Source organism: Pseudomonas pohangensis, assembly GCF_900105995.1.
Classification (GTDB): Bacteria; Pseudomonadota; Gammaproteobacteria; order Pseudomonadales; family Pseudomonadaceae; genus Aquipseudomonas; species Aquipseudomonas pohangensis.
The window spans coordinates 1094903-1117616 of record NZ_LT629785.1; the positions used below are offsets into that span (position 1 = coordinate 1094903).

Genomic DNA, 22714 nt, shown 5'->3' on the forward strand with positions numbered 1-22714 from the left:
CCCACACGAATTGCTTGATTCACTTGCGAAAAGCGATTGGGTAATACAGCCCGAGAGTAAGACGATTGGGTCTGTAGCTCAGTTGGTTAGAGCGCACCCCTGATAAGGGTGAGGTCGGCAGTTCGAATCTGCCCAGACCCACCAATTGTCATGGGATGTGGCCGGTCATTAGATGGGGCCATAGCTCAGCTGGGAGAGCGCCTGCCTTGCACGCAGGAGGTCAGCGGTTCGATCCCGCTTGGCTCCACCATTTACTCTGCAATCGCTGAAAGCTCAGAACTGAGCATCTACCTGGAAGGGTTGGGGTGTTGAGTTCTGGTCTTTGCGCCAGACTGTTCTTTAAAAATTTGGGTATGTGATAGAAGTAAAAAGACCAAGCAATCTCTTTCACTGGTGATTGTTTGCGTCAAGGTAAAATTTGCGTGTTCTCTAATATTGCAAATTTTCGGCGAATGTCGTCTTCACGTTTGAGACAGTAACCAGATTGCTTGGGGTTATATGGTCAAGTGAAGAAGCGCATACGGTGGATGCCTTGGCAGTCAGAGGCGATGAAAGACGTGGTAGCCTGCGAAAAGCTTCGGGGAGTCGGCAAACAGACTTTGATCCGGAGGTGTCTGAATGGGGGAACCCAGCCATCACAAGATGGTTATCTTGTACTGAATACATAGGTACAAGAGGCGAACCAGGGGAACTGAAACATCTAAGTACCCTGAGGAAAAGAAATCAACCGAGATTCCCTTAGTAGTGGCGAGCGAACGGGGACTAGCCCTTAAGCTTCTTTGATTTTAGCGGAACGCTCTGGAAAGTGCGGCCATAGTGGGTGATAGCCCTGTACGCGAAAAAGTCTTAGAAGTGAAATCGAGTAGGACGGAGCACGAGAAACTTTGTCTGAATATGGGGGGACCATCCTCCAAGGCTAAATACTACTGACTGACCGATAGTGAACTAGTACCGTGAGGGAAAGGCGAAAAGAACCCCGGAGAGGGGAGTGAAATAGATCCTGAAACCGTATGCGTACAAGCAGTGGGAGCAGACTTTGTTCTGTGACTGCGTACCTTTTGTATAATGGGTCAGCGACTTATATTCAGTGGCGAGCTTAACCGAATAGGGGAGGCGTAGCGAAAGCGAGTCTTAATAGGGCGCTTTAGTCGCTGGGTATAGACCCGAAACCGGGCGATCTATCCATGGGCAGGTTGAAGGTTGGGTAACACTAACTGGAGGACCGAACCGACTACCGTTGAAAAGTTAGCGGATGACCTGTGGATCGGAGTGAAAGGCTAATCAAGCCCGGAGATAGCTGGTTCTCCTCGAAAGCTATTTAGGTAGCGCCTCATGTATCACTGCTGGGGGTAGAGCACTGTTTCGGCTAGGGGGTCATCCCGACTTACCAAACCGATGCAAACTCCGAATACCAGCAAGTGCCGAGCATGGGAGACACACGGCGGGTGCTAACGTCCGTCGTGAAAAGGGAAACAACCCAGACCGTCAGCTAAGGTCCCAAAGTTATGGTTAAGTGGGAAACGATGTGGGAAGGCTTAGACAGCTAGGAGGTTGGCTTAGAAGCAGCCACCCTTTAAAGAAAGCGTAATAGCTCACTAGTCGAGTCGGCCTGCGCGGAAGATGTAACGGGGCTCAAACCATACACCGAAGCTACGGGTATCACGTAAGTGATGCGGTAGAGGAGCGTTCTGTAAGCCTGTGAAGGTCAGTTGAGAAGCTGGCTGGAGGTATCAGAAGTGCGAATGCTGACATGAGTAACGACAATGGGTGTGAAAAACACCCACGCCGAAAGACCAAGGTTTCCTGCGCAACGTTAATCGACGCAGGGTTAGTCGGTCCCTAAGGTGAGGCTGAAAAGCGTAATCGATGGGAAACAGGTTAATATTCCTGTACTTCTAGTTACTGCGATGGAGGGACGGAGAAGGCTAGGCCAGCACGGCGTTGGTTGTCCGTGTTTAAGGTAGTAGGCTGGGATCTTAGGTAAATCCGGGATTTCAAGGCCGAGAACTGATGACGAGTCGTCTTTTAGATGATGAAGTGGTTGATGCCATGCTTCCAAGAAAAGCTTCTAAGCTTCAGGTAACTAGGAACCGTACCCCAAACCGACACAGGTGGTTGGGTAGAGAATACCAAGGCGCTTGAGAGAACTCGGGTGAAGGAACTAGGCAAAATGGCACCGTAACTTCGGGAGAAGGTGCGCCGGTGAGGGTGAAGTATTTACTACGTAAGCCCCCGCTGGTCGAAGATACCAGGCCGCTGCGACTGTTTATTAAAAACACAGCACTCTGCAAACACGAAAGTGGACGTATAGGGTGTGACGCCTGCCCGGTGCCGGAAGGTTAATTGATGGGGTTAGCGCAAGCGAAGCTCTTGATCGAAGCCCCGGTAAACGGCGGCCGTAACTATAACGGTCCTAAGGTAGCGAAATTCCTTGTCGGGTAAGTTCCGACCTGCACGAATGGCGTAACGATGGCGGCGCTGTCTCCACCCGAGACTCAGTGAAATTGAAATCGCTGTGAAGATGCAGTGTATCCGCGGCTAGACGGAAAGACCCCGTGAACCTTTACTGTAGCTTTGCACTGGACTTTGAATTTGTTTGTGTAGGATAGGTGGGAGGCTTTGAAGCGTGGACGCCAGTTCGCGTGGAGCCAACCTTGAAATACCACCCTGGCAACTTTGAGGTTCTAACTCTGGTCCGTTATCCGGATCGAGGACAGTGTATGGTGGGCAGTTTGACTGGGGCGGTCTCCTCCTAAAGAGTAACGGAGGAGTACGAAGGTGCGCTCAGACCGGTCGGAAATCGGTCGTAGAGTATAAAGGCAAAAGCGCGCTTGACTGCGAGACAGACACGTCGAGCAGGTACGAAAGTAGGTCTTAGTGATCCGGTGGTTCTGTATGGAAGGGCCATCGCTCAACGGATAAAAGGTACTCCGGGGATAACAGGCTGATACCGCCCAAGAGTTCATATCGACGGCGGTGTTTGGCACCTCGATGTCGGCTCATCACATCCTGGGGCTGAAGCCGGTCCCAAGGGTATGGCTGTTCGCCATTTAAAGTGGTACGCGAGCTGGGTTTAGAACGTCGTGAGACAGTTCGGTCCCTATCTGCCGTGGACGTTTGAGATTTGAGAGGGGCTGCTCCTAGTACGAGAGGACCGGAGTGGACGAACCTCTGGTGTTCCGGTTGTCACGCCAGTGGCATTGCCGGGTAGCTATGTTCGGGAAAGATAACCGCTGAAAGCATCTAAGCGGGAAACTTGCCTCAAGATGAGATCTCACTGGAACCTTGAGTTCCCTAAAGGGCCGTCGAAGACTACGACGTTGATAGGTTGGGTGTGTAAGCGCTGTGAGGCGTTGAGCTAACCAATACTAATTGCCCGTGAGGCTTGACCATATAACACCCAAACAATTTGCTGTTTGCGTGTCAGACGGTTGAAGTCGACACAAAGCCGAAAATTTGCAAGTAACACGCAATACCGGCTTCTATCACATACCCGATTCGGGGAAGCGACCTAAACAGCGACTCCCCAGCAAAATTGCTTGACGACCATAGAGCGTTGGAACCACCTGATCCCATCCCGAACTCAGAAGTGAAACGACGCATCGCCGATGGTAGTGTGGGGTCTCCCCATGTGAGAGTAGGTCATCGTCAAGCACCTATACCAAACCCCCGATCAGGTAACTGGTCGGGGGTTTATTTTTGTGCATCAGAAACGACATGAAGTCGCACAAAGTTCTGAAACAACAACGGCGCCCTTGGGCGCCGTTGTTGTTTGTTTCTTGTGGAGAGTCAGCCCTTCCAGCGTTGTAGCACCAGAGTGGCATTGGTACCACCAAAGCCGAAGCTGTTAGACATAACCGTGTCCAGAGCAACATCCTCCCTGGTTTCTCGCAAAATCGGCAAATCGGCCAACTCTGGATCAATTGTCTCGATATTGGCTGAGCCGGTAACGAAATTTCCTTCCATCATCAGCATGCAGTAAATCGCTTCATGAGCGCCGGCAGCACCCAGCGAATGTCCTGAAAGGCTTTTGGTCGAGCTGATCATCGGGGCTTTATCGCCGAATACTTCGCGCACTGCCCTGGCTTCGGCTGCATCGCCAACCGGGGTAGAGGTGCCGTGGGTGTTCAGGTAGTCGATAGGTGTGGAGACTGTCGCAAGGGCCTGTTGCATGCAGCGGATTGCACCCTCACCACTCGGTGCAACCATGTCATAGCCATCGGAGGTAGCCCCGTAGCCAATGATTTCCGCATAGATTTTTGCGCCACGCTTGAGTGCATGCTCAAGCTCTTCAACCACGACCATGCCGCCGCCGCCAGCAATTACAAATCCATCGCGGTTGGCGTCATAGGCGCGGGAAGCTTTTTCAGGCGTGTCGTTGTATTGAGTGGAGAGTGCGCCCATGGCATCGAAGAGGAAACTCTGGCTCCAGTGCTCTTCCTCACCACCGCCGGCAAAAACGATATCCTGCTTGCCCATCTGGATCTGTTCCATGGCATGGCCGATGCAGTGAGCACTGGTGGCGCAGGCCGAGGAGATGGAGTAATTGACACCCTTGATCTTGAACGGCGTCGCCAGACATGCGGATACGGTGCTGCTCATCGTGCGGGGAACGCGGTAAGGGCCAACCCGCTTTACGCCTTTTTCGCGCAGGATATCGAAAGACTCGAGCTGGTTGATGGTCGATGCACCGCCCGATCCGGCTACCAGGCCGATCCGCGGATCCGAGATTTCTTCGACACTCAGGCCTGCATCAGTAATGGCTTGCTGCATCGCCAGATAGGCATAGGCAGCAGCATTGCCCATGAATCGATAGACCTTGCGATCAATCAGTTCCTCCAGATTGAGGTCGACGGAACCAGAAACCTGGCTGCGCAGCCCCATCTCTGCATAGGACGGATTGAAGCGTATGCCGGGGCGGCATGCGCGCAAACTGGCAGAAACGCTTTCTTTATCATTGCCAAGACAGGAAACAATACCGATACCGGTGATCACGACGCGACGCATAGTGGGATCCTTTAGAAGCTGTCTGTGGAACTGAAGAGGCCTACTCGCAGGCCTTCAGCGCTGTAAATTTCGCGGCCATCGACGCTGACGGTACCATCGGCGATGCCCAGGATGAGGGAGCGGCTGATGGTGCGTTTGATATGTATGTTGTAGGTGATTTTCTTGGCTGTTGGCAGAATCTGGCCGAAGAATTTAACTTCGCCTGAGCCAAGTGCCCGTCCCCGCCCGGGATTGCCTTGCCAGCCCAGGTAGAACCCTACCAATTGCCACATGGCGTCAAGCCCGAGGCAGCCTGGCATGACGGGATCGCCCTCGAAATGGCAAGCAAAAAACCAGAGATCAGGATTTATATCGAGCTCGGCAACAATTTCGCCCTTGCCATACTTGCCGCCAGTGTCGCTGATGTGTGCAATGCGATCGATCATCAGCATGTTGGGTGCAGGAAGTTGGGCATTCCCGGGACCAAAAAGCTCGCCGCGGCTGCAGCGCAGAAGGTCTTCCCGGGTGTAGGCGTTTTGTTTGCTCATTCGAACTCCTTTGCAAACCCCGTCCGAGGGTTGCGTTATTGAACTTGTTGCAGTCTGCTCAGGCGCGGAGGCCGGCAACTGCGCGAACGTTAGCTTTGACAGATGATATTCAGGCCAGGTCACAGCCGAAAATATACGCTTGAATAAATGCCTGTTTGGCTAACTTTAGCATTCCTCGACCGTTACAGGCCGGTTGCTGATTGCGACCTTAGTACAGGTGCAATCTTGGTAGTCCATTATTGGAGCGCTCAAGGCTGTGCACTATGGGATAACTTTCAGTCGTTGAGCGATTGCTCCCCTCGGCTTTAACGACCCTATAATGCCATTAAATCAACTCCTCTAATTATTTCGGATCAAACATGACAGTCAGGCAATCCATTGCAGTTTTGGGCGGCGGAAGTTTTGGTAGCGCCATCGCTAATCTGCTGGCTGGAAACGGGCAGGCAGTGCGCCTGTGGATGCGCGACCCGGAGCAGGCGTCTTACATTCGCCAGCATGGCGAGAATCCGCGTTATCTCAAAGGCGTGAAGATCAATCCTCTGGTCGAGCCGATCTGTGATCTGGAACAGGCTATTGCCGGCAGCGACCTGATTTTCGTGGCGTTACCGTCAACCGCATTGCGTGAAGCACTGCAGCCATATGCCGCGCAACTGGCTGGCAAGATGCTGATCAGTACCACCAAGGGCATTGAAGCCAATACCTTCAAGCTGATGAGTGAAATTCTCCAGGAGGTTGCGCCGCAGGCGCGGATTGGTGTCATGTCAGGCCCCAATCTGGCCCGCGAGGTGGCCGAGTACGCATTGACGGCCACAGTGGTGGCCAGCGAAGACGAAGCGCTCTGCCAGGAAGTGCAGCGTGTGCTGCACGGACGCAGTTTTCGGGTGTATGCCAGTGCTGACCGGTTTGGTGTCGAGCTGGGCGGGGCATTGAAAAATGTCTACGCAATCATGGCCGGCATGGCTGCAGCCATGGGTATGGGCGAGAACACCCGCAGCATGCTGATCACGCGGGCGCTGGCTGAAATGACCCGGTTTGCCGTCAAGCTCGGTGCCAATCCGATGACTTTTCTCGGTCTTTCCGGGGTTGGCGACCTGATCGCTACCTGCTCTTCGCCGAAAAGCCGCAACTATCAGGTAGGTTATGCGCTGGGCGAGGGGCTCAGTCTGGACGAGGCGGTGGATCGGCTCGGTGAAGTGGCGGAAGGCGTCAATACGATCAAGGTGCTCAAGGCCAGAGCCGAGCAACTGGAAGTTTATATGCCGCTGGTAGCGGGCCTGCATGCCATTCTGTTCGAGGGGCGCACGTTGCAGCAGGTGATCGGTGCGCTGATGAGCGGTGAGCCGAAAACCGATGTTGATTTCATCTCGGTCAGTGGATTCTGATTTTTTCTTACGAGGAGCTAGCCATGGCAAGTGCCAATGATCAGGCGGAGCGTGAATCGCTGCTGCTGCGGGTTTTCTGGATGCTGGTTTTTACGCTGGTCTGGTACGTAGCTGAAGTCGTGCTGGCGGTTGTGGTGATTCTGCAGCTGGCTTTTCGTCTGGTGCAGGGCAAAGTCAATTTCGAGCTGTTGCAGTTAGGGAACAGCCTGAGTCAGTATCTGGCACAAATCGGGCAATTCGGTTCCTTCAATAGCGAAGAAAAACCCTGGCCATTTTCCGACTGGCCCACGCCCATAGCTGCCAACGAGCAGTCTTCAACGTCAGCATCTCCTGCTGATCGGGCAGCTGGCGCGTGAGGCTCTGGTTGCTGCGTCACGGTCATGCCGAACCCCATGCCGGCAGTGACGCCCTGCGCCGTCTGACCACCCACGGTCGGCAGGAGGTGTTGCAAAGTGCAGCACAACTCATCGGTCGACCGCTGGAGGCAATTCTTTGCAGCCCCTACGTGCGTGCCCGGCAGACGGCTGAACTGGTTGTCGAGGCCTTGCAAAGCCGGCTGATCATCGAAATCGTGCCGTGGCTTACACCGGAAAGCAGCCTCGGCAGTGCACTGGCGTATCTGGCCGCAAGGCCGGAGTCGGAGCTTCTCGTCGTTAGTCATCAACCTTTGATCGGCGACCTGGCCGGCATGCTTGAGCATGGCCATCGTCAACAGGCCTTGCCCATGGCCACGGCGGGTCTGGCCGAACTGGTAGGTGACATGCCGCTGGCTGGTGGTATGCAGCTCGATTCGCTGTTTCAGCCGCATAAGTAACCTGAATGGCAGGACTGGCGGGCAACTGTACAGCCTTGCCTCTGGGTGGATGTGTATGAAATAGTGAGCCAAGCAAGTGCTTGGTTGGCTATTCTATTTCGCTCGGAGGTGTGTGTTGACCGCTTATCAAATGCCGCTGGATATTTTCTACGAGCGTGAGGCTCGGCATCCCAACAAGCGCTTCATGGTTCAGCCACAGGCAGATGGCCGGGTCGAAGAGTTGACCTGGTCCGAGGTGGGTGAGCAGGCGCGGCGTGCAGCAAACTGGCTGCGTGGCCAGGACATCGAGCAGGGCAGCCGCATTGCGATCATTTCCAAGAACTGCGCACACTGGATCATTGCCGATCTGGCAATCTGGATGGCCGGCATGGTCTCGGTGCCGCTGTATCCCAACCTGACGGCCGAATCGGTACGCCAGGTTCTGGAGCATTCCGAGTCGAAAGTGGCCTTTATCGGCAAGCTGGATGACTGGGAGGCGATGGCTCCCGGGATTCCCGAAGGCGTGCAGTGTGTCGGTTTGCCATTGCGGCCGGAAGGCCGCTTTGACCTGCTCTGGAGTGACCTGCAGGCCTCTACGCCGATTCGTGACAACCCAAGCCCCGCAGCGGATCAGCTCGCCACCATCATCTATACCTCCGGGACTACCGGCATGCCCAAAGGGGTCATGCACAACTTCAACAACTTTGCCTTCACGGCTACCCAGGGCCGCGAATTGTTTGCCGTGAGTGAAAGCGACCGGGTCTTGTCCTACCTGCCTCTGTGCCATGTAGCGGAGCGCTCATTTGTCGAGATGTCATCGTTGTATGGCGGGGTGGAAATCTATTTTGCCCAGAGCCTGGATACCTTCGTCGAGGATATCCGTAGAGCGCGTCCTACCATATTCTTTGCCGTGCCGCGGATCTGGACCAAGTTCCAGATGGGCGTGCTGGCGAAGATGCCGGCGAAACGACTGGACTTCCTGCTCAGTCTGCCGCTGGTCGGGCGCATGATCGGCCGCAAGGTGCTGGCCGGCCTCGGGCTGGATGCCGTGCGCTTTGCCTTGTCCGGTGCCGCACCCACGCCCGCCGCCTTGTTCAGCTGGTACCGGCGTCTGGGGCTGGAATTGCTGGAGGTCTATGGCATGACCGAAAACTGCGGCTACTCCCACGTATGCCGGCCCGGCAAGGTCAAGCCGGGCTGGATTGGCCAGAATTGCCCGGGTGTCGAGGTACGTATCAGTGATGAAGGTGAGGTGCTGGTGCGTAGCGAAGCAACCATGCAGGGCTATTTCAAGGAGCCTGGAAAAACAGCCGAGGCGCTGACTCTGGACGGCTCGCTGCGCACCGGCGACAAGGGTGAGCAGGATGCTGAAGGCAACCTGCGCCTGACCGGCCGCATCAAGGAAATTTTCAAGACCAGCAAGGGCAAGTTTGTCGCGCCGGCGCCGATTGAAAATCGCATGGCCACGGAAACCCGGCTGGAACAGATCTGCGTGGTCGGTGAGGGCATGGTGCAGCCCCTGGCCATCTGCGTGCTATCCGAAACCGCCCGGGCTGAGGCTGACGGCGCCGGGCGAGCGGCGCTGGAAGCCAGCCTCAAGGCACTGCTTGCCCAGGTTAATGGCAGCCTGGACAAACACGAGCAGTTGCGCGGCATGGTACTGGTCAAGGATGTCTGGGCGGTCGAAAACGGCTTCCTGACGCCGACCCTGAAAATCAAGCGTGCAGTGATCGAAAGCAGTTACGGCAAGCATTTTGAAGACTGGCTGCAGCGCTGTGATGCAGTGCTGTGGCACGAATAGGACTTTGACTATGGCAATCTGGCGCGAAACCCCCGATCTCGATCGGATAAATGCACTACAGAAAAACACCATTTCGGAAGTGCTGGATATTCGTTTCGAATCCTTCACCGATGACACGATCACCGGCAGCATGCCGGTGGACTCCCGCACCCATCAACCCTATGGATTGCTGCATGGCGGCGCTTCAGTGGTGCTGGCGGAGTCCATTGGCTCCATGGCCAGCGCGCTGTGTATCGATACCGCGAAATTTTACTGTGTCGGCCTGGAGGTCAACGCCAACCATCTGCGTGGTCTGCGCAGCGGCCGGGTGACTGCTGTGGCACGTGCCGTGCACCTGGGCCGCACCACCCATGTGTGGGATATCCGCCTGCACGGCGAAGACGGCAAGACCAGCTGCATTTCGCGCTTAACCGTGGCGGTAGTACCGCTGGGCGAAAACGCTCCCGCCAACCGCTGACTTCCGGGTTGTCCACGCCGAAGCGGATCCGGCGTGGTTTTCCGCTTGCCGAATGATGAGCCTGCAATGTCCCAAGCGCTTTTCTTTACCCATGCCAACGGCTTTCCTTCAGCCACCTACAGCAAACTGTTCGGCTTGTTGCGACCTGCTTACCAGATACATTACCTGGAGCAGCACGGGCACGATCCACGCTTCCCGGTGGGCGATAACTGGGAGCGGCTGGTTGACGAGCTGATCCATCACCTGCAGCAACTGGCTGAACCGGTCTGGGGCGTCGGGCATTCGCTGGGCGGTGTTCTGCACTACCATGCCGCGCTGCGCGAGCCGCAACTGTATCGCGGGCTGGTGCTGCTGGATTCGCCGCTACTCAGCCGCGCCGAGTGCCTGATGGTACAGATGGCCAAGCGCTTTGACCTGATGGACCGGATCACCCCGGCTGGCCGCACGCTGGGTCGTCGTGAACTGTTCGGTGACCGGAGCGAAGCGCGTGACTATTTTGCCGGCAAGACGCTGTTTCGTGATTTCGATCCGGTCTGTCTGGACGATTATGTAGAGCATGCACTGGTCGAGACCGGCAGCGATCTGCGCTTGCGCTTTGATCCGGCAGTGGAGGTCAGTATCTATCGTAATGCCCCCCACGTTGCGCCAGGTCAGCCGCAACAGCTGAAATTGCCGTTGGCACTGGTTCGCGGGCGGCATAGCCGGGTAGTCATGCCGCGCCATGCCCGGCAGGCAAAGCGTCTGGCCCAGGGCGAATACCTGACCCTCGCAGGCGGGCACATGTTTCCTCTGGAGCGCCCGCAAGCCACCGTAGAATTACTCCATTCACTGTTGCAGCGCTGGGATCAGCGCGCCCGCCAGGAGAGCCCATGACCGTTCAGGTTGAAGAAATCCGTCTGAATCTGCCACACATCGAAATGGCAGCCCATCTGTACGGTCCGGAGGATGGTCACCCGGTCATCGCTTTACATGGCTGGCTGGATAATGCGGCAACCTTCACCCGTCTGGCACCGCTGTTGCCCGGGTTGCGCATTCTGGCGCTGGACTTTGCCGGGCATGGTTATTCGGCCCACCGGCCAGCGGGCGGCAACTACCTGCTGTGGGAGAATGTGCTGGATGTACTGCTGGTGGCCCAGGCCATGGGCTGGGAGCGGTTTTCCCTGCTCGGCCATTCGATGGGTGCAATTGTCTCGGTGATGCTGGCCGCTGCCATGCCGGAGCGGGTCGAGCGGCTGGCCCTGATCGACGGTCTGATGCCGTATACCGGGGAGGCGGATCAGGCGCCGGAGAAACTGGGTGAAGCCTTGCGTGCCCAGTTGGCACTACCGAACAAGCGCAAGCCGGTGTATGCCGATGTGCAGCTGGCGGTGAATGCGCGCATGAAGGGCGTTGGCTCGGTGAGCCGCGAAGCCGCCGAAATACTCGCGCGGCGTGGCCTGATGCCGGTAGCCGGTGGCTACACCTGGCGCAGTGACAGCCGCCTGACGCTGGCTTCGCCGGTGCGGCTGACCCGCGCCCATGCGGTAGCTTTTCTGCGCAAGATCAGTTGCCCAGTCAGTCTGGTGCTGGCCGAGCAGGGCATGCTGCATCACGAACCGAACATTCAGACGTTGCTGCAGGGGTTGCCCTTTGATGTGCATACCCTGGCTGGCGGGCATCACCTGCATCTGGATGACGACACCGGAGCGCGCGCTGTCGCAGACTGTTTCAAACCGTTCTTTGCCTCGGCTTGACTTGCGCGCCTGATCTCGGGAGTCTGGTGACCCCATGCAGGGGCCCGTCCGCGATCTGTATCCGGTTGCGGATCTGCTAGTCAAAAATTCTGAGTCGATAGAGCCAAACATGCAAAAACTGTTTTTCTGCCTGCTGCTTGCCAGCAATCTGGTTATGGCCGCTGATTCCAGCGGCAGTCAGGACTTGCCGGCCCTGCCGCGCTTTCCCCATGCCGAGATCGTTGCCTACAGCAGCAGTGCCGATGCCGAGCGGATCTACCCGCAAAGCTCGATCCGCCGTATCAGCAACCAGCTACGGGTCGAGCAGTCGATAGAAGTAACAGGGCAGTTGACCGCATTGACTTATCAACTGCCGAGCGGACGTAGCTCGGCGGAAGCATTTACCGCGGCGCGCAAGGCCCTGCTGGCGGAAGGCGCCGAGCCGCTGTTCTGGTGCGAAGGGCGCGACTGTGGATCGAGCAGCCAGTGGGCCAATGCGATATTCGATAACTCGCGCCTGTATGGCCCGGATGACCAGCAGGCCTACCTGCTGGTGCGGCTGGCAGCGCCGCAACACAATAGTCTGATTGCCCTGTATGGCATTACCCGCGGTAATCGTCGTGCATACCTGCATGTGGAGCAGCTGGCAGCGAGCAGTTCTATCGCCGAGGTGCTGCCTACTCCCGCGACGTTGCTACGCGAACTGCAAAGCAGTGCAGTGCTGCGCCTGCCCGATTTGCCGGAGGTACCGCAGGCGCGCTGGGTCGAGGTGTTGGCCCGTGCCCTCAAGCTCGACAGTACTTTGCCGGTGGTCATCAGTGGCACTTCCGCTGCTGCCTGGCGTGAGGCATTGCTGGCGCAGGGGTTGAAGGGCAACCGTTTGCAGCTGGGTGACAGCGATGCTGCAGGGCTGCAACTGGAGATTCGCCGTTGAACGCATTGACGGTTCGCCAGCAAGGGAGCAACTGACTGTGGATAACGACCGCCTGCTGGTGCAGATCCTCCTGTTCGGCTTGCTCGGCGCCACCTTGTGGGTATTGGCGCCGTTCTGGTCAGCGCTGTTCTGGGCCGGGGTACTGGCCTTTGCCAGCTGGCCACTGATGCGCCTGCTGACCCGTTTGCTCAATGGCCGGGAAACCGCCGCCGCCGCGACTTTGACCGCCGGCTGGATGCTGATAGTTGCGGTACCGCTGACCATGCTCGGCCTCAATCTGGCCCGTCATGTGAAAGATGCCGAGAAGCTGGCCAGGAGCCTGCAGGCAGACGGCCTGCCGCCACCGCCGGACTGGCTGGCCGGGCTGCCGATGGTCGGCGCGCAACTGAATGAACTCTGGTTGACGGTTGATGCACAGGGCACAGCGCTGTTTGCCAGCATCCAGCCCTATCTGGGCGGCATGGGCAACTGGGTGCTGGCGCGCAGCGCGCAGATCGGTACGGGGGTTATCGAGCTGGTGCTGAGCCTGGTGCTGGTGTTCTTTTTCTACCGGGATGGCCCGCGCCTGGCGCTGATTTTCGAACATGCGCTGGAGCGTCTGATCGGTGTGCGCGCTGCCCACTACCGCGAACTGATTGCCGGTACGGTGCAGCGGGTGGTCAATGGCGTCATCGGCACAGCCGCAGCGCAGGCGATTCTGGCATTGATAGGCTTCCTGATTGTCGGCGTACCGGGTGCCGTGGTGCTGGGGATTCTGACCTTTGGTCTGAGTCTGATCCCGATGGGCCCGCCGTTGCTCTGGTTGCCGATCACTGGCTGGCTCGCCTACCACGGTAATTATGGGTTGGCGATCTTTCTGTTTGCCTGGGGCACCTTCGTGGTCAGCGGAGTGGATAACGTACTCAAGCCTTACCTGATCAGTCGCGGCGGCAACCTGCCGCTGGTGGTGGTGCTGTTCGGGGTTTTCGGCGGTCTGCTGGCCTTCGGCTTCATGGGCCTGTTCCTTGGTCCGGTATTGCTGTCGGTGGCCTACAGCCTGATCGATGACTGGATAGCCCACGGCCAGAATGCAAAAAAACTACTGGAAGTCGATAAGGAATCCAACCCGTGAAAAATCTTTTAGTTGTCATTTTGGGCGGCGTTTTGCTGGCAGGTTGTGCCAGTAGCGGCCCGGGAAAAGCCGAATGCGACAGTCAGTTGAGTACGGCGTGGAAAGAGCTGGATATGGCCAAGGCTGAAGGGATGGCAGGTGGTGTCAGTTACTCGCAGGCACTGGTTTTCCTTACTGCAGCCAAGGCTGACCAGTCGATGGCTTCTTATGGTGGCTGTGCCGATTCAGCCAGGAAGGCGCGCTTCTATATCACCGAGTCGCGCGCCGGGCGCTGAGTTCTGGCCAACAATCAATAGGTTGTAAGTGCCGAGTTGGAGTCGTTGATGGCGTTGCAGGTGTCCGGGTTCAGGCACCAGGTGATATAAACCGCCTGCTTGCCGCAGCCACGTACACCGATGGTGTATTCGGTGCGCTCGTAACCCCAGGCGGTAATCGGCTGGCTGACTTTGCTGGAGATCAGGGTTGGTTTGGCATCCTGGCAGTTCAGATCGAAGGCGGCTCGGGCCATGGTGGTTTGCATCGCGGCTGCCTGGTTCTGCTCGAGAAACTGCTGGTGGCTCTGGCAGCCCGCCAGGGTAGCAATGGCCATAAATGCCGTTAAAGATTTCATCTGCGTCATGCTCAACATGGGACTACTCCTGACTGGAAAAGGCTTTGGAAAATTATAGGCTGGCATTTTTGCGTTGTGCAAAGCGCCGGTTTGAATCGGTAACAGAAACAGCCAGACACTGATTTTCTTTGCTCGCCAGCAAACGGGGAGCGGCATCAATGACCGGTTATAAGGAGATTGCGGATGCTCAAGCCCCTGGAAGATTGCCTGCACGCGGTGAACCGTGTGGTGTTGGGCAAGGAGCCGCAGGTGCGTCTGGCGCTGACTTGCCTGCTGGCGCGCGGCCATTTGCTGGTCGAGGACTTGCCGGGGATGGGCAAGACCACCCTGAGTCAGGCCTTGGCGCGGGTACTGGGCCTGAGTTATCAGCGCATCCAGTTCACTTCCGATCTGTTGCCCGGCGATATTCTCGGCACCTCGATTTTCAACCGGGATACCAGTCAGTTCGTCTTTCATCCGGGGCCGATCTTTGCCGAGCTGGTACTGGCCGACGAGATCAATCGGGCCACGCCGAAAAGCCAGAGCGCGCTGCTTGAAGCCATGGAGGAGGGGCAGGTGACCATCGAGGGCGCCACCCGGCCGTTGCCGCAGCCATTCTTCGTGATTGCCACACAGAACCCGGTCAGTCAGGGCGGCACCTTTGCCTTGCCGGAGTCGCAACTCGACCGATTTCTGATGCGTCTGTCGCTCGGCTATCCGGCGCGCTCGGCCGAGAAGGCCCTGTTGCAGGGACAGGCACGACGTGAATTGCTGCCGCAGCTGGAGCCGGTACTGGATCATGCTGCGCTGGCTGTTCTGCAGGCCGAAGTGCCGTTGATTCGTGCCAGCGATGCATTGCTCGACTACATATTGCGCCTGGTCGAAGCCACCCGGACGCAACCATCCTTTGCCTGGGGCCTGTCACCAAGGGCCAGCCTGGCAATGCTGGCAGCGGCGCGTGCCTGGGCGTTGCTGGCCGGGCGCGACTATGTGATTCCCGAAGACGTGCAGGCGGTATTGCCATCGGTGGTCGGCCATCGCTTGCGCGAGCGCGCTGATCCGGCCGGGCACGGTGCGGGCTCGCTGGTGCAGTGGCTGTTGCGCGAGGTGCCGGTGCTTTGAGCTTTAGCCGCTGGCGTCAGCTGCGCTGGAAACGCTGGCTGCAGCGGCGTATTCCGCCCTCCAGCAGTGTGCTGCTGGATCAGCGGCGCATCTTTATCATTCCCAGCCGCACCGGGGCCGCATTCGGTGGTGCGTTGATATTGATGCTGCTGGCCGGGATCAACTACCAGAACAGTCTGGCTTACGGGCTGACTTTCTTTCTGATGGCGGTGTTCGTCGTAGCGATCCTGCATACCTACCGTAATCTGGCCGGTCTGACCCTGCAGGCGGCCGGCAGTGCACCGGTGTTTGTCGGGGAGCACGCGGCCTTTCGTATTCGCCTGCTGAGCAACCAGCGTACGCATCAGGCCATAGCCTTGAGCTGGCCACCGGCGCCCGGGCAGGTGCTGGATGTTCCGGCGCAGGCGGTTGTCGAGTGCCAGCTGGATTTGCCGGCTTTACAGCGCGGCTGGCTACGGCCGCAGCGTCTGCGCGTGGAAAGCCAGTTTCCGCTGGGCTTGCTGATGGCCTGGAGCTGGGTCGATCTGGATCAGGCGGCACTGGTCTATCCGCGTCCTCTGTCCGGCAGCTTGCCACTTTCGGCTGGCGCCGGTCAGGATCAGCAGGAAGAGGGTGGTCAGGCCCGTGGTCAGGGTGCGGATGACTTTCAGGGTTTGCGCAGCTTTCAGCCTGGCGATACACAGTCTCGCCTGCACTGGAAAGCCTTTTCCCGCGGCCAGGGCCTGCTGGTCAAGAATTTCGTCAGCCTATCCGGAAACGAGCAGTGGCTGGAGTTGGAGGCGCTGGATGGCGACCTGGAAACCCGCTTGTCGTTGCTTTGCCACTGGGTGCTGCAATTTTCCGAGCGCCAGCAACCGTTCGGCCTGCGGCTGCCCGGCTGTGAAATAGCCATCGACAGCGGCGAAGCCCACCGCGATGGCTGCCTGCAGGCACTGGCGCTGTTCGGGTTGCCGTCATGAGCCGGGTGCAACCGATTCCGCGCATCAGCCTGATCTGGCTGTTGATTGCCCAGGTGCTGGTGATCCTTCCGCATCTGTTGCATCTGCCCGTCTGGATAATCGGCTTGTGGCTGTTCTGTGCCGGCTGGCGGGTGCAGATCTTTCGCATGCGCGCTCGCTATCCCAATGCCTGGGCCAAAGCCCTGCTGATGCTGGTGGCCGGTTTTGGCGTGTTCTTTTCCCGTGGCAGTCTGATCGGCCTGGAGGCCGGCACCGTGCTGCTGGTGGCTGCCTTCATCCTCAAGCTGGTGGAGATGCGCAACCGGCGCGATGCGCTGGTACTGATCCTGCTGGGCTTCTTCACCGTGGTCACCTCCTACCTGTTTGATGACAGCCTGCTGGCAGGCCTGTACAGCCTGTTGCCGGTCTGTGCCTTGCTGGCGGCACTGATCGGCTTGCAGCAGTCACTGTTTGCCGAGCAGCCGCTGGCCACCTTGCGCCTCTCGGCCACCCTGCTGTTGCAGGCATTGCCGTTGATGTTGCTGATATTTCTGTTTTTTCCGCGCATCGATCCTTTGTGGAGCATGCCGCTGCTAGGTGGCAAAGCCCTGAGCGGCTTATCCGACAGCATGACTCCGGGCGATATTGCCGAACTCAGCCGCTCCGATGCGCTGGCCTTCCGGGCCAGTTTTGTCGGGCCGGTTCCACCGCAGGCACAGCTTTACTGGCGGGCCCTGACCATGGAGCGCTTCGATGGCAAGCGCTGGTCACAGGCCCCGGCGCGCGCATTGGCCGCTTCACCGGCCTGGCAGAAACGCGGCGAGCCCTGGCGTTACAACATTGTCATGCAGCCGAGTGCTCACCAGTGGCTGTTTGGCATGGATCTGGCGCAGACCAGTCTGCCCGGCGCCAGGCTGCTGGGCGATTTCAGTTTGCAAGCCGCCTCAGCCGTCGATCGCAGCCTGTTGTATCAGGTGGAGTCCTGGCCGCAGGCCCTGCGCGAGCCGGATGCGCCAGAAAGTACACTGCAGCGCAACCTGCAGCTGCCGCAACGCGGTGATCCGCGGACCAGGGCCTGGGCTCAGGAATTGAAGGCCCGCTATCAGCAGCCCGATGCCCTGGTGCAGGCGTTGTTGCAGCATTTCAACCGTGAAGCGTTTTTCTACACATTGAAGCCTCCACGCACCGGGCCTGACCCGGTGGACGCGTTTCTCTTCGACACCCGCCGCGGCTTCTGCGCCCATTATGCCGGGGCCATGACCTATGTATTGCGCGCTGCCGGCATCCCGGCCCGGCTGGTGGCAGGCTATCAGGGCGGCGAGGTGAATCCGGCCGGCAAGTTTGTCTCGGTTCGGCAATTTGATGCGCATGCCTGGGTCGAGTACTGGCAAGCAGGCAAGGGCTGGCAGACAGTCGATCCGACTTTTCAGGTGGCCCCCCAACGCATTGAGGCAGGCCTCGAAGAAGCGCTGGCCGGGGAAGGCAGCTTTCTGGAAGGTTCCCCGTTATCCCTGCTGCGTTACCGGCAGTTGAGCTGGCTGAATGACCTGCGACTGGGCTGGGACAACCTCAACTATGGCTGGCAGCGCTGGGTGCTTGGCTATCAATCGCGGCAGCAACTGGATTTGCTCAAGGACTGGTTCGGCGAACTGCAGGCCGGTCGGCTGGCCATGGTGCTGGTGGGTGGTGGCGGCCTGTTGTTCGGCGTGCTGGCACTCTGGCTGCTGAAGCCCTGGCAGGGCAGAGCGAGGCCCTTGCACAGACGGTTTCAGCAATTTGAACGATTGCTTCTCAGGCAGGGTCTGAAACGGAGAACAGGTGAGGGCGCGCGCGCGTTTGCCGAACGCTGCGCTGGCAGCCTGCCGGATCAGGCCGCGCGGATCCGGCACTTTCTGCAGCTGTGGGAGGCACAGTGTTATGCCGGCAAGCCGGTTGATCCGGTTTTGTTGAAACGGGCATTGCGTGATTTGCGCAGAGCATTGCCGTGGCGTTTTGTCCATGCATCGAGCCGGGAGCAAGGCCACAGTAACTGAGTTTTACCTCCCCCTGGAGCCCGCAAAAACTGAGCCAGACTAGTCTGTTACGAAATACGAAAGGACATAAAACAGCGTTATCGAGTGGTATTATGAAGGTATGTGCTGACATGCCGATTTGACCGGGCGTAATTGAAAGCATTGCGGCTCTCGCCTTCCGCGGAGTGCTCCAGATGACGGAGGAAAAATGACACAGTTTGCGGCCAGCTTGCTGGCAAGAATCCAGATGCTCGAAGTTCATCTGCAGTGCTGCAGGGCGCGCCTGCAGGACAGGACAGATGTCGAAGCGCTGCATGATTTGCGCATCAACCTGCGTACCCTGCGCAGCCTGTTGCGGCCGCTGCGTGAACTGCCTTCAGTTGACCTGCTGGAGCAATCCGCCGCCGATCTGGGCAGGCTGACCAACCCGATCCGCGAGTTGCAGGTGCTGGTTGCCGAGCTTGAGCAAGCGGGCCTGAGCGATGTCGCTGCGCAGTACCGTGAGGGTCTCGAGCCGGCGTTTCAACAGCTTTTGGCCAGTGCCGAATTGCCGCGTTTGTTCGAGGTGCTGGATGCGTTCCCGCAGATCTGGCGGTTGTCCGCACGGGAGGGCTGCCTGCGTGGCTTGCGGCGCAGGGTGCGGCGGCAGTTCAGGCATGATTTGCGTCACTTGCCCAGGCATCCGGACTCCTCGGATGCCGATCTGCACTCCCTGCGCCTGAAGGTAAAACGGCTGCGCTATTGCAGCCAGGTGTATCCGGAGCTGAGCCCACTGGGGCCTCGCCAGCTGAAAATGCTGCGCAAAATGCAACAGTTACTGGGTGACTGGAACGATTGCCAATACTGGCTGCTGTGTACGGCACAGGATCAGCGGTTAACGGAGTTGCGCAAAGGCTGGCTGACTCGTGGCCACGACTCGGCCAACCAGGCAGAGGCCTTGCTCAAGCGCTTCAGGAACACAGGCAGCTGATGCGGGACTGAATTGCCGGATATTTGTCTGGTTTATATGCCACTGTTCCGTGTTCATGTGGCTGGCGCATCAATTAACATCGGTTGATTGATTGCCTCAGGAGCTACCAGTGAACCTCGCGCACTTCCTGCAAGCCTTGCATGCTGACCCGCAACAGGTGGTCATCCCTTCCAGCTGGGCTAACGGCCGCGCCAGTTTTGGCGGCCTGGTTGCCGCTCTGGTCTATGAAGTCATGCGCCAGCAGGTTCCCGAGGGTCGGCCTTTGCGCTCGCTGGCGATCACTTTCGTCGGTCCGCTGGCACCGGATGAGCCTGCAAGCTACGAGGCACAGGTATTGCGGGAGGGCGGCTCTGTCAGTCAGGTGCTGGGCAAGGCCATCCAGAATGGGCAGGTCTGTGCGCTGGTGCAGGGCAGCTTCGGTGCTGCACGCAGTTCAAAGGTCCATCTTCAGGGTGAGCGCGCTCCGTTGATAAAAGCCGTCGAAGACTGCACGGAACTACGCTATCTGCAAGGTCTGACGCCGGAACTGGTGCAGCATCTGGCCATGCGCTGGGCAGTTGGCGGCATGCCTTTCAGCAACAATCCATCGCGCGAAATGAGTGGCTGGGTACGTTTGCGTAATGGCTCGGCCGACGAGACGGTCACTGAAGCGCACCTGCTGGTGCTGGTAGATGCCTGGCCGCCAGCGGTTTTGTCCCATCTGAGCACCTTTGCCGCTGGCAGTTCGCTGACCTGGACCATCGAGTTCATGCAGCCGGCACCGGCCCTGCATGGTCTGGACTGGTGCCAGTACCGGGCGCTGATCGAGCATGCGCAGGATGGCTACAGCCACATTGCGGCATCCCTGTGGGCGCCAGGCGGTGAACTGGTGGCGATCAGCCGGCAAACCGTGACGGTATTTGGCTGAGACTATTCAGCCGGGTCACTACTTGGGTTCCGGCACCGGCAGTGCAAAAAACTGCCGGGCACAGGCGGTGCTGTGGGCGGCCAGTTGCTCCGGGGTTTCCCCGCGATGCCGGGCTACCTCATGCAATACGGCGCTCAGGTAAGCCGGCTCATTCTGGCCGCTTTTGGGTTTTGGTTTGAGCGTGCGCGGTAACAAATAGGGCGCATCGCTTTCCAGCATCAGCCGCCCCTGTGCAATCTGGCCGACCAGTTCATGCAGATGGCTGCCGCGACGCTCGTCGCAGATCCAGCCGGTGATGCCGATATGCAGGTCCAGATCCAGATAGCCATACAGGGCGGCCTTGTCAGCGGTGAAGCAATGCACCACTGCAGCGGGCAGGCGGTCTCGAAATTGCCGCAGGATTGCCAGCAGGCGCTCGCTGGCATCGCGCTCGTGCAAAAACACCGGCATCTGCAATTGCACGGCCAGCGCCAGCTGTTCTTCCAGGGCTTTTTCCTGCTGTGGTCGCGGCGAGAAGTCGCGGTTGAAGTCCAGCCCGCATTCGCCCACGGCACAGATCCGCGGTTGTTCCAGCAGCGCCTGCAGTTCGCTGGCCGTGCTGCTGCTCCAGGCGCTGGCATGGTGCGGGTGAACTCCGGCGGTACTGAACAGGCGTTGCCCGGATTCATCCAGGTGGCGGGCCAGATTTGCGGCCTGCTGACTGTCCGGCAGATCGGTGCCGGTCAGGATCATTTGCTTCACGCCAGCGGCATAGGCGCGTTCAACCACGGCCTGTGCATCACGGGCCAGGCTTGGGTGGGTCAGGTTTACGCCGATGTCGATCAACTGCATGCTCGCTTCTCGTGTTGCGGGCGGGCAGCATAGCAAAGCTTTAACAGCGCCATTAGTCTTGGCAGCGCAGCAATAATCCCCGGCGTCAATTTAAGCGCTGGCCGGCTGCTGAAGCTTGTGCCACGCTGCTCGCCTTGCTCTTGATTCCGCGAACCAGGACTCCTATTTGATCAGGTCACTACTGCTGTTGCTGGTTGTGCTGGTGCAGTCATTGCCGGCGGCTGCACGCCTGCCTGACGAGCCGACAGCCAAGCCACCGCGCGATCTGCAGCAGATTCGTGACAGCGGCGAATTGCGCGTGCTGATCAACCAGACCCGCAATACCTACAGCAGTGTACGCGGCAAGCCGGTAGGCATTGAAAACCTGCGCCTTGAAGCGTTTCTGGCGTTTCTCAATCAGCCCCGTGGCGGCAGCACGCGCAGTGTCAGCCTGAAAGTCATTCCCCTGCCCAAGACCCGACTGCTGGAAGCCATGCAGCGTGGTGAAGGCGATCTGCTGGTGGCCGGGGAAGTGCTTGAAGTACCGGCGCAGAGTTCGCTGGTTGCCAGTCAGCCGATCGTGCGGCAAGTGCCGCTGGTGTTTGTCACCCGACAGGGGCAGCGCCGTTACAAAAGTATCGAACAGCTGGCCGGGCGCATGGTCGTGTTGCCGTACGGCAGCGCAGCATGGCCTGCCATCCATCGCCTGAACCAGCAATTGCGTGATCTCAAACAGGCGCCGTTGATGATCAAATGGGCAGCGCCCACGCTGGGCCCGGAGGATGTGCTGGAGATGGTTGCCGCCGGTATTTACCGCCTGGCGGTGGTCGAGTTGCCGGTGGCCGAGCGCTGGGCCAAAGTCCTGCCGGGCCTGCGCATCGATCGACATCTGGAACTGGAACGCAGCGGCAGCCTGAACTGGCTGATGCAGGCGGATGCACCGGACCTGCTGGCCAGTGTCAATTATTTCCTGCGCAACTACAGCCCGCCAAAGTCTGCTGATAATGCCTTCCGCAGCGCCTATCGCAACCAGTACAAGGTGCATGATCCGCTCACCGCTTCTGCTCAGCGGCGGCTGGAGAAGGTTCGTCCGGTGTTGCAGAAGTATGCCGCTGAACAGCAGTTTGACTGGCTGCTGCTGGCGGCTATCGCGTACAAGGAATCGAGCCTGAATCCGGCAGCCCGCAGCCCGAACGGAGCGATAGGGCTGATGCAAATAACCCCGGTGGCTGCGCGTGCGGTGGGGATGAGTGATTTCCACAGTCTGGATGACAATGTGCAGACCTCGGCCAAATATCTGGCGCGGATCAGGCGCAATTTTTTCTCCAGCCCGCAAATGGACGAGCGCGAGCGCCAGGCCTTCATTCTTGCCGGTTACAATCTGGGTCCGCAGCGGGTACAGAATTTGCGCACTGAAGCCCGCCGGCAGGGGCTGAATCCGGATCAGTGGTTTTTCCAGGTCGAGCGCGTTGCCGCTGAAAAGTTCGGCTTGCACACAGTCACCTACGTCAACAGCCTGAACAAGTACTATCAGGCCTTTGTCGAGCAGCGCGACTTCCTGGAGCCCCCGGTGAAGCTGTTGACTTCCGCCGATCAGTGAAGCCCAGCCCATAGCCTGGCTGACGTATACTGCGCGGCTTGC

Annotated in this window: 20 protein-coding genes, 2 tRNA genes and 2 rRNA genes; 20 read left to right on the forward strand and 4 right to left on the reverse strand. The window is 58.6% G+C overall.

The genetic code is table 11. The features are described 5' to 3' along the window. The first annotated feature begins 67 nt into the window (after positions 1–67). The 4 genes from BLT89_RS05110 (at position 68) to rrf (ending at position 3654) form a co-directional block, all read left to right on the forward strand. Positions 68–144 (forward strand) — tRNA-Ile (locus BLT89_RS05110). A gap of 30 nt (positions 145–174) precedes the next feature. Further along, a tRNA-Ala gene (locus tag BLT89_RS05115) sits at positions 175–250 on the forward strand. Positions 251–500: 250 nt separating this feature from the next. Then, positions 501–3393, forward strand: a 23S ribosomal RNA gene (locus BLT89_RS05120). 145 nt (positions 3394–3538) lie between these two features. Continuing rightward, positions 3539–3654: ribosomal RNA gene (gene rrf, locus BLT89_RS05125) — 5S ribosomal RNA — on the forward strand. A 135-nt stretch (positions 3655–3789) separates the two neighbouring features. Here the strand turns inward: rrf and fabB are convergent. Together fabB and fabA are read right to left on the reverse strand one after the other, a co-directional pair. After that, positions 3790–5007: a beta-ketoacyl-ACP synthase I gene (gene fabB, locus BLT89_RS05130; RefSeq protein ID WP_090193411.1), complete on the reverse strand. Its 1218-nt coding sequence runs from the start codon at positions 5005–5007 to the stop codon at positions 3790–3792. A gap of 11 nt (positions 5008–5018) precedes the next feature. Next, the gene (gene fabA, locus BLT89_RS05135) at positions 5019–5534 is read right to left on the reverse strand and encodes a 3-hydroxyacyl-[acyl-carrier-protein] dehydratase FabA (protein WP_090193412.1); all 516 of its coding nucleotides are present in this window, start codon (positions 5532–5534) and stop codon (positions 5019–5021) included. Positions 5535–5893: 359 nt separating this feature from the next. Between fabA and BLT89_RS05140 the strand changes: the two genes are divergently transcribed. From BLT89_RS05140 to BLT89_RS05185, 10 genes are all read left to right on the forward strand, one after another. Then, entirely contained in the window at positions 5894–6916 is a 1023-nt protein-coding gene (locus BLT89_RS05140; protein WP_090193413.1) for an NAD(P)H-dependent glycerol-3-phosphate dehydrogenase, read from the forward strand. Positions 6917–6939: 23 nt separating this feature from the next. After that, positions 6940–7272 carry a DUF4389 domain-containing protein gene (locus tag BLT89_RS05145; protein ID WP_090193414.1) on the forward strand — a complete coding sequence of 111 codons (333 nt, stop codon included), beginning with the start codon at positions 6940–6942 and terminating at the stop codon, positions 7270–7272. Next, on the forward strand, positions 7269–7730 hold the full coding sequence (gene sixA / locus BLT89_RS05150; RefSeq protein ID WP_090193415.1) for a phosphohistidine phosphatase SixA: 462 nt from the start codon (positions 7269–7271) through the stop codon (positions 7728–7730). Before BLT89_RS05145 ends, sixA begins: the two co-directional genes overlap by 4 nt. 112 nt (positions 7731–7842) lie before the next feature. Next, a complete protein-coding gene (locus BLT89_RS05155) occupies positions 7843–9510 on the forward strand; it encodes an AMP-binding protein (RefSeq protein ID WP_090193416.1) in 1668 nt (555 codons plus the stop codon). Between the two features lie 10 nt (positions 9511–9520). Beyond that, positions 9521–9967: a hotdog fold thioesterase gene (locus BLT89_RS05160; protein ID WP_090193417.1), complete on the forward strand. Its 447-nt coding sequence runs from the start codon at positions 9521–9523 to the stop codon at positions 9965–9967. A gap of 66 nt (positions 9968–10033) precedes the next feature. Further along, entirely contained in the window at positions 10034–10840 is an 807-nt protein-coding gene (locus tag BLT89_RS05165; protein ID WP_090193418.1) for an alpha/beta fold hydrolase, read from the forward strand. Continuing rightward, the gene (locus tag BLT89_RS05170; protein WP_090193419.1) at positions 10837–11700 is read left to right on the forward strand and encodes an alpha/beta hydrolase; all 864 of its coding nucleotides are present in this window, start codon (positions 10837–10839) and stop codon (positions 11698–11700) included. The genes BLT89_RS05165 and BLT89_RS05170 overlap by 4 nt, the downstream gene beginning before the upstream one ends. A 109-nt stretch (positions 11701–11809) precedes the next feature. Next, the gene (locus BLT89_RS05175; protein WP_090198724.1) at positions 11810–12613 is read left to right on the forward strand and encodes a DUF4892 domain-containing protein; all 804 of its coding nucleotides are present in this window, start codon (positions 11810–11812) and stop codon (positions 12611–12613) included. A 37-nt stretch (positions 12614–12650) separates the two neighbouring features. Then, on the forward strand, positions 12651–13724 hold the full coding sequence (locus tag BLT89_RS05180; RefSeq protein ID WP_231975064.1) for an AI-2E family transporter: 1074 nt from the start codon (positions 12651–12653) through the stop codon (positions 13722–13724). Further along, entirely contained in the window at positions 13721–13999 is a 279-nt protein-coding gene (locus BLT89_RS05185) for a putative periplasmic lipoprotein (protein WP_090193421.1), read from the forward strand. Before BLT89_RS05180 ends, BLT89_RS05185 begins: the two co-directional genes overlap by 4 nt. A gap of 14 nt (positions 14000–14013) precedes the next feature. Here the strand turns inward: BLT89_RS05185 and BLT89_RS05190 are convergent, their stop codons facing one another. Next, positions 14014–14352, reverse strand: a complete 339-nt coding sequence (locus BLT89_RS05190; RefSeq protein ID WP_090193422.1) for a hypothetical protein — start codon at positions 14350–14352, stop codon at positions 14014–14016. A 165-nt stretch (positions 14353–14517) separates the two neighbouring features. On the opposite strand from BLT89_RS05190, the gene BLT89_RS05195 reads away from it, so the two are divergent. The 5 genes from BLT89_RS05195 to BLT89_RS05215 all read left to right on the forward strand — a co-directional run bounded on the left by BLT89_RS05195 (position 14518) and on the right by BLT89_RS05215 (position 20262). Next, a complete protein-coding gene (locus tag BLT89_RS05195) occupies positions 14518–15435 on the forward strand; it encodes an AAA family ATPase (RefSeq protein ID WP_090193423.1) in 918 nt (305 codons plus the stop codon). Beyond that, positions 15432–16394, forward strand: coding sequence for a DUF58 domain-containing protein (locus tag BLT89_RS05200; RefSeq protein ID WP_231975065.1), 963 nt, complete (start codon positions 15432–15434; stop codon positions 16392–16394). The genes BLT89_RS05195 and BLT89_RS05200 overlap by 4 nt, the downstream gene beginning before the upstream one ends. Further along, positions 16391–18406 (forward strand): transglutaminase TgpA family protein, encoded by a 2016-nt coding sequence (locus BLT89_RS05205; RefSeq protein ID WP_090193425.1) that lies wholly within the window; start codon positions 16391–16393, stop codon positions 18404–18406. The genes BLT89_RS05200 and BLT89_RS05205 overlap by 4 nt, the downstream gene beginning before the upstream one ends. A gap of 187 nt (positions 18407–18593) precedes the next feature. Further along, entirely contained in the window at positions 18594–19355 is a 762-nt protein-coding gene (locus BLT89_RS05210; protein ID WP_090193426.1) for a CHAD domain-containing protein, read from the forward strand. A 109-nt stretch (positions 19356–19464) separates the two neighbouring features. Beyond that, positions 19465–20262 carry an acyl-CoA thioesterase gene (locus tag BLT89_RS05215; RefSeq protein WP_090193427.1) on the forward strand — a complete coding sequence of 266 codons (798 nt, stop codon included), beginning with the start codon at positions 19465–19467 and terminating at the stop codon, positions 20260–20262. A gap of 18 nt (positions 20263–20280) precedes the next feature. Here BLT89_RS05215 and BLT89_RS05220 read toward each other — a convergent pair whose 3' ends face one another. Further along, positions 20281–21093 carry a TatD family hydrolase gene (locus BLT89_RS05220; RefSeq protein ID WP_090193428.1) on the reverse strand — a complete coding sequence of 271 codons (813 nt, stop codon included), beginning with the start codon at positions 21091–21093 and terminating at the stop codon, positions 20281–20283. Positions 21094–21259: 166 nt separating this feature from the next. Here BLT89_RS05220 and BLT89_RS05225 point away from each other — a divergent pair, with 166 nt between their 5' ends. After that, entirely contained in the window at positions 21260–22672 is a 1413-nt protein-coding gene (locus BLT89_RS05225) for an MltF family protein (protein WP_090193429.1), read from the forward strand. Positions 22673–22714 lie beyond the last annotated feature (42 nt).

What these genes read in the sequence shown, in the direction of transcription:
- fabB (WP_090193411.1), bottom strand. Translation starts at nt 5,007, where the DNA reads ATGCGTCGCGTCGTGATCACCGGTATCGGTATTGTTTCCTGTCTTGGC.
- fabA (WP_090193412.1), bottom strand. Translation starts at nt 5,534, where the DNA reads ATGAGCAAACAAAACGCCTACACCCGGGAAGACCTTCTGCGCTGCAGC.
- BLT89_RS05140 (WP_090193413.1), top strand. Translation starts at nt 5,894, where the DNA reads ATGACAGTCAGGCAATCCATTGCAGTTTTGGGCGGCGGAAGTTTTGGT.
- BLT89_RS05145 (WP_090193414.1), top strand. Translation starts at nt 6,940, where the DNA reads ATGGCAAGTGCCAATGATCAGGCGGAGCGTGAATCGCTGCTGCTGCGG.
- BLT89_RS05160 (WP_090193417.1), top strand. Translation starts at nt 9,521, where the DNA reads ATGGCAATCTGGCGCGAAACCCCCGATCTCGATCGGATAAATGCACTA.
- BLT89_RS05165 (WP_090193418.1), top strand. Translation starts at nt 10,034, where the DNA reads ATGTCCCAAGCGCTTTTCTTTACCCATGCCAACGGCTTTCCTTCAGCC.
- BLT89_RS05170 (WP_090193419.1), top strand. Translation starts at nt 10,837, where the DNA reads ATGACCGTTCAGGTTGAAGAAATCCGTCTGAATCTGCCACACATCGAA.
- BLT89_RS05175 (WP_090198724.1), top strand. Translation starts at nt 11,810, where the DNA reads ATGCAAAAACTGTTTTTCTGCCTGCTGCTTGCCAGCAATCTGGTTATG.
- BLT89_RS05190 (WP_090193422.1), bottom strand. Translation starts at nt 14,352, where the DNA reads ATGTTGAGCATGACGCAGATGAAATCTTTAACGGCATTTATGGCCATT.
- BLT89_RS05195 (WP_090193423.1), top strand. Translation starts at nt 14,518, where the DNA reads ATGCTCAAGCCCCTGGAAGATTGCCTGCACGCGGTGAACCGTGTGGTG.
- BLT89_RS05205 (WP_090193425.1), top strand. Translation starts at nt 16,391, where the DNA reads ATGAGCCGGGTGCAACCGATTCCGCGCATCAGCCTGATCTGGCTGTTG.
- BLT89_RS05210 (WP_090193426.1), top strand. Translation starts at nt 18,594, where the DNA reads ATGACACAGTTTGCGGCCAGCTTGCTGGCAAGAATCCAGATGCTCGAA.
- BLT89_RS05220 (WP_090193428.1), bottom strand. Translation starts at nt 21,093, where the DNA reads ATGCAGTTGATCGACATCGGCGTAAACCTGACCCACCCAAGCCTGGCC.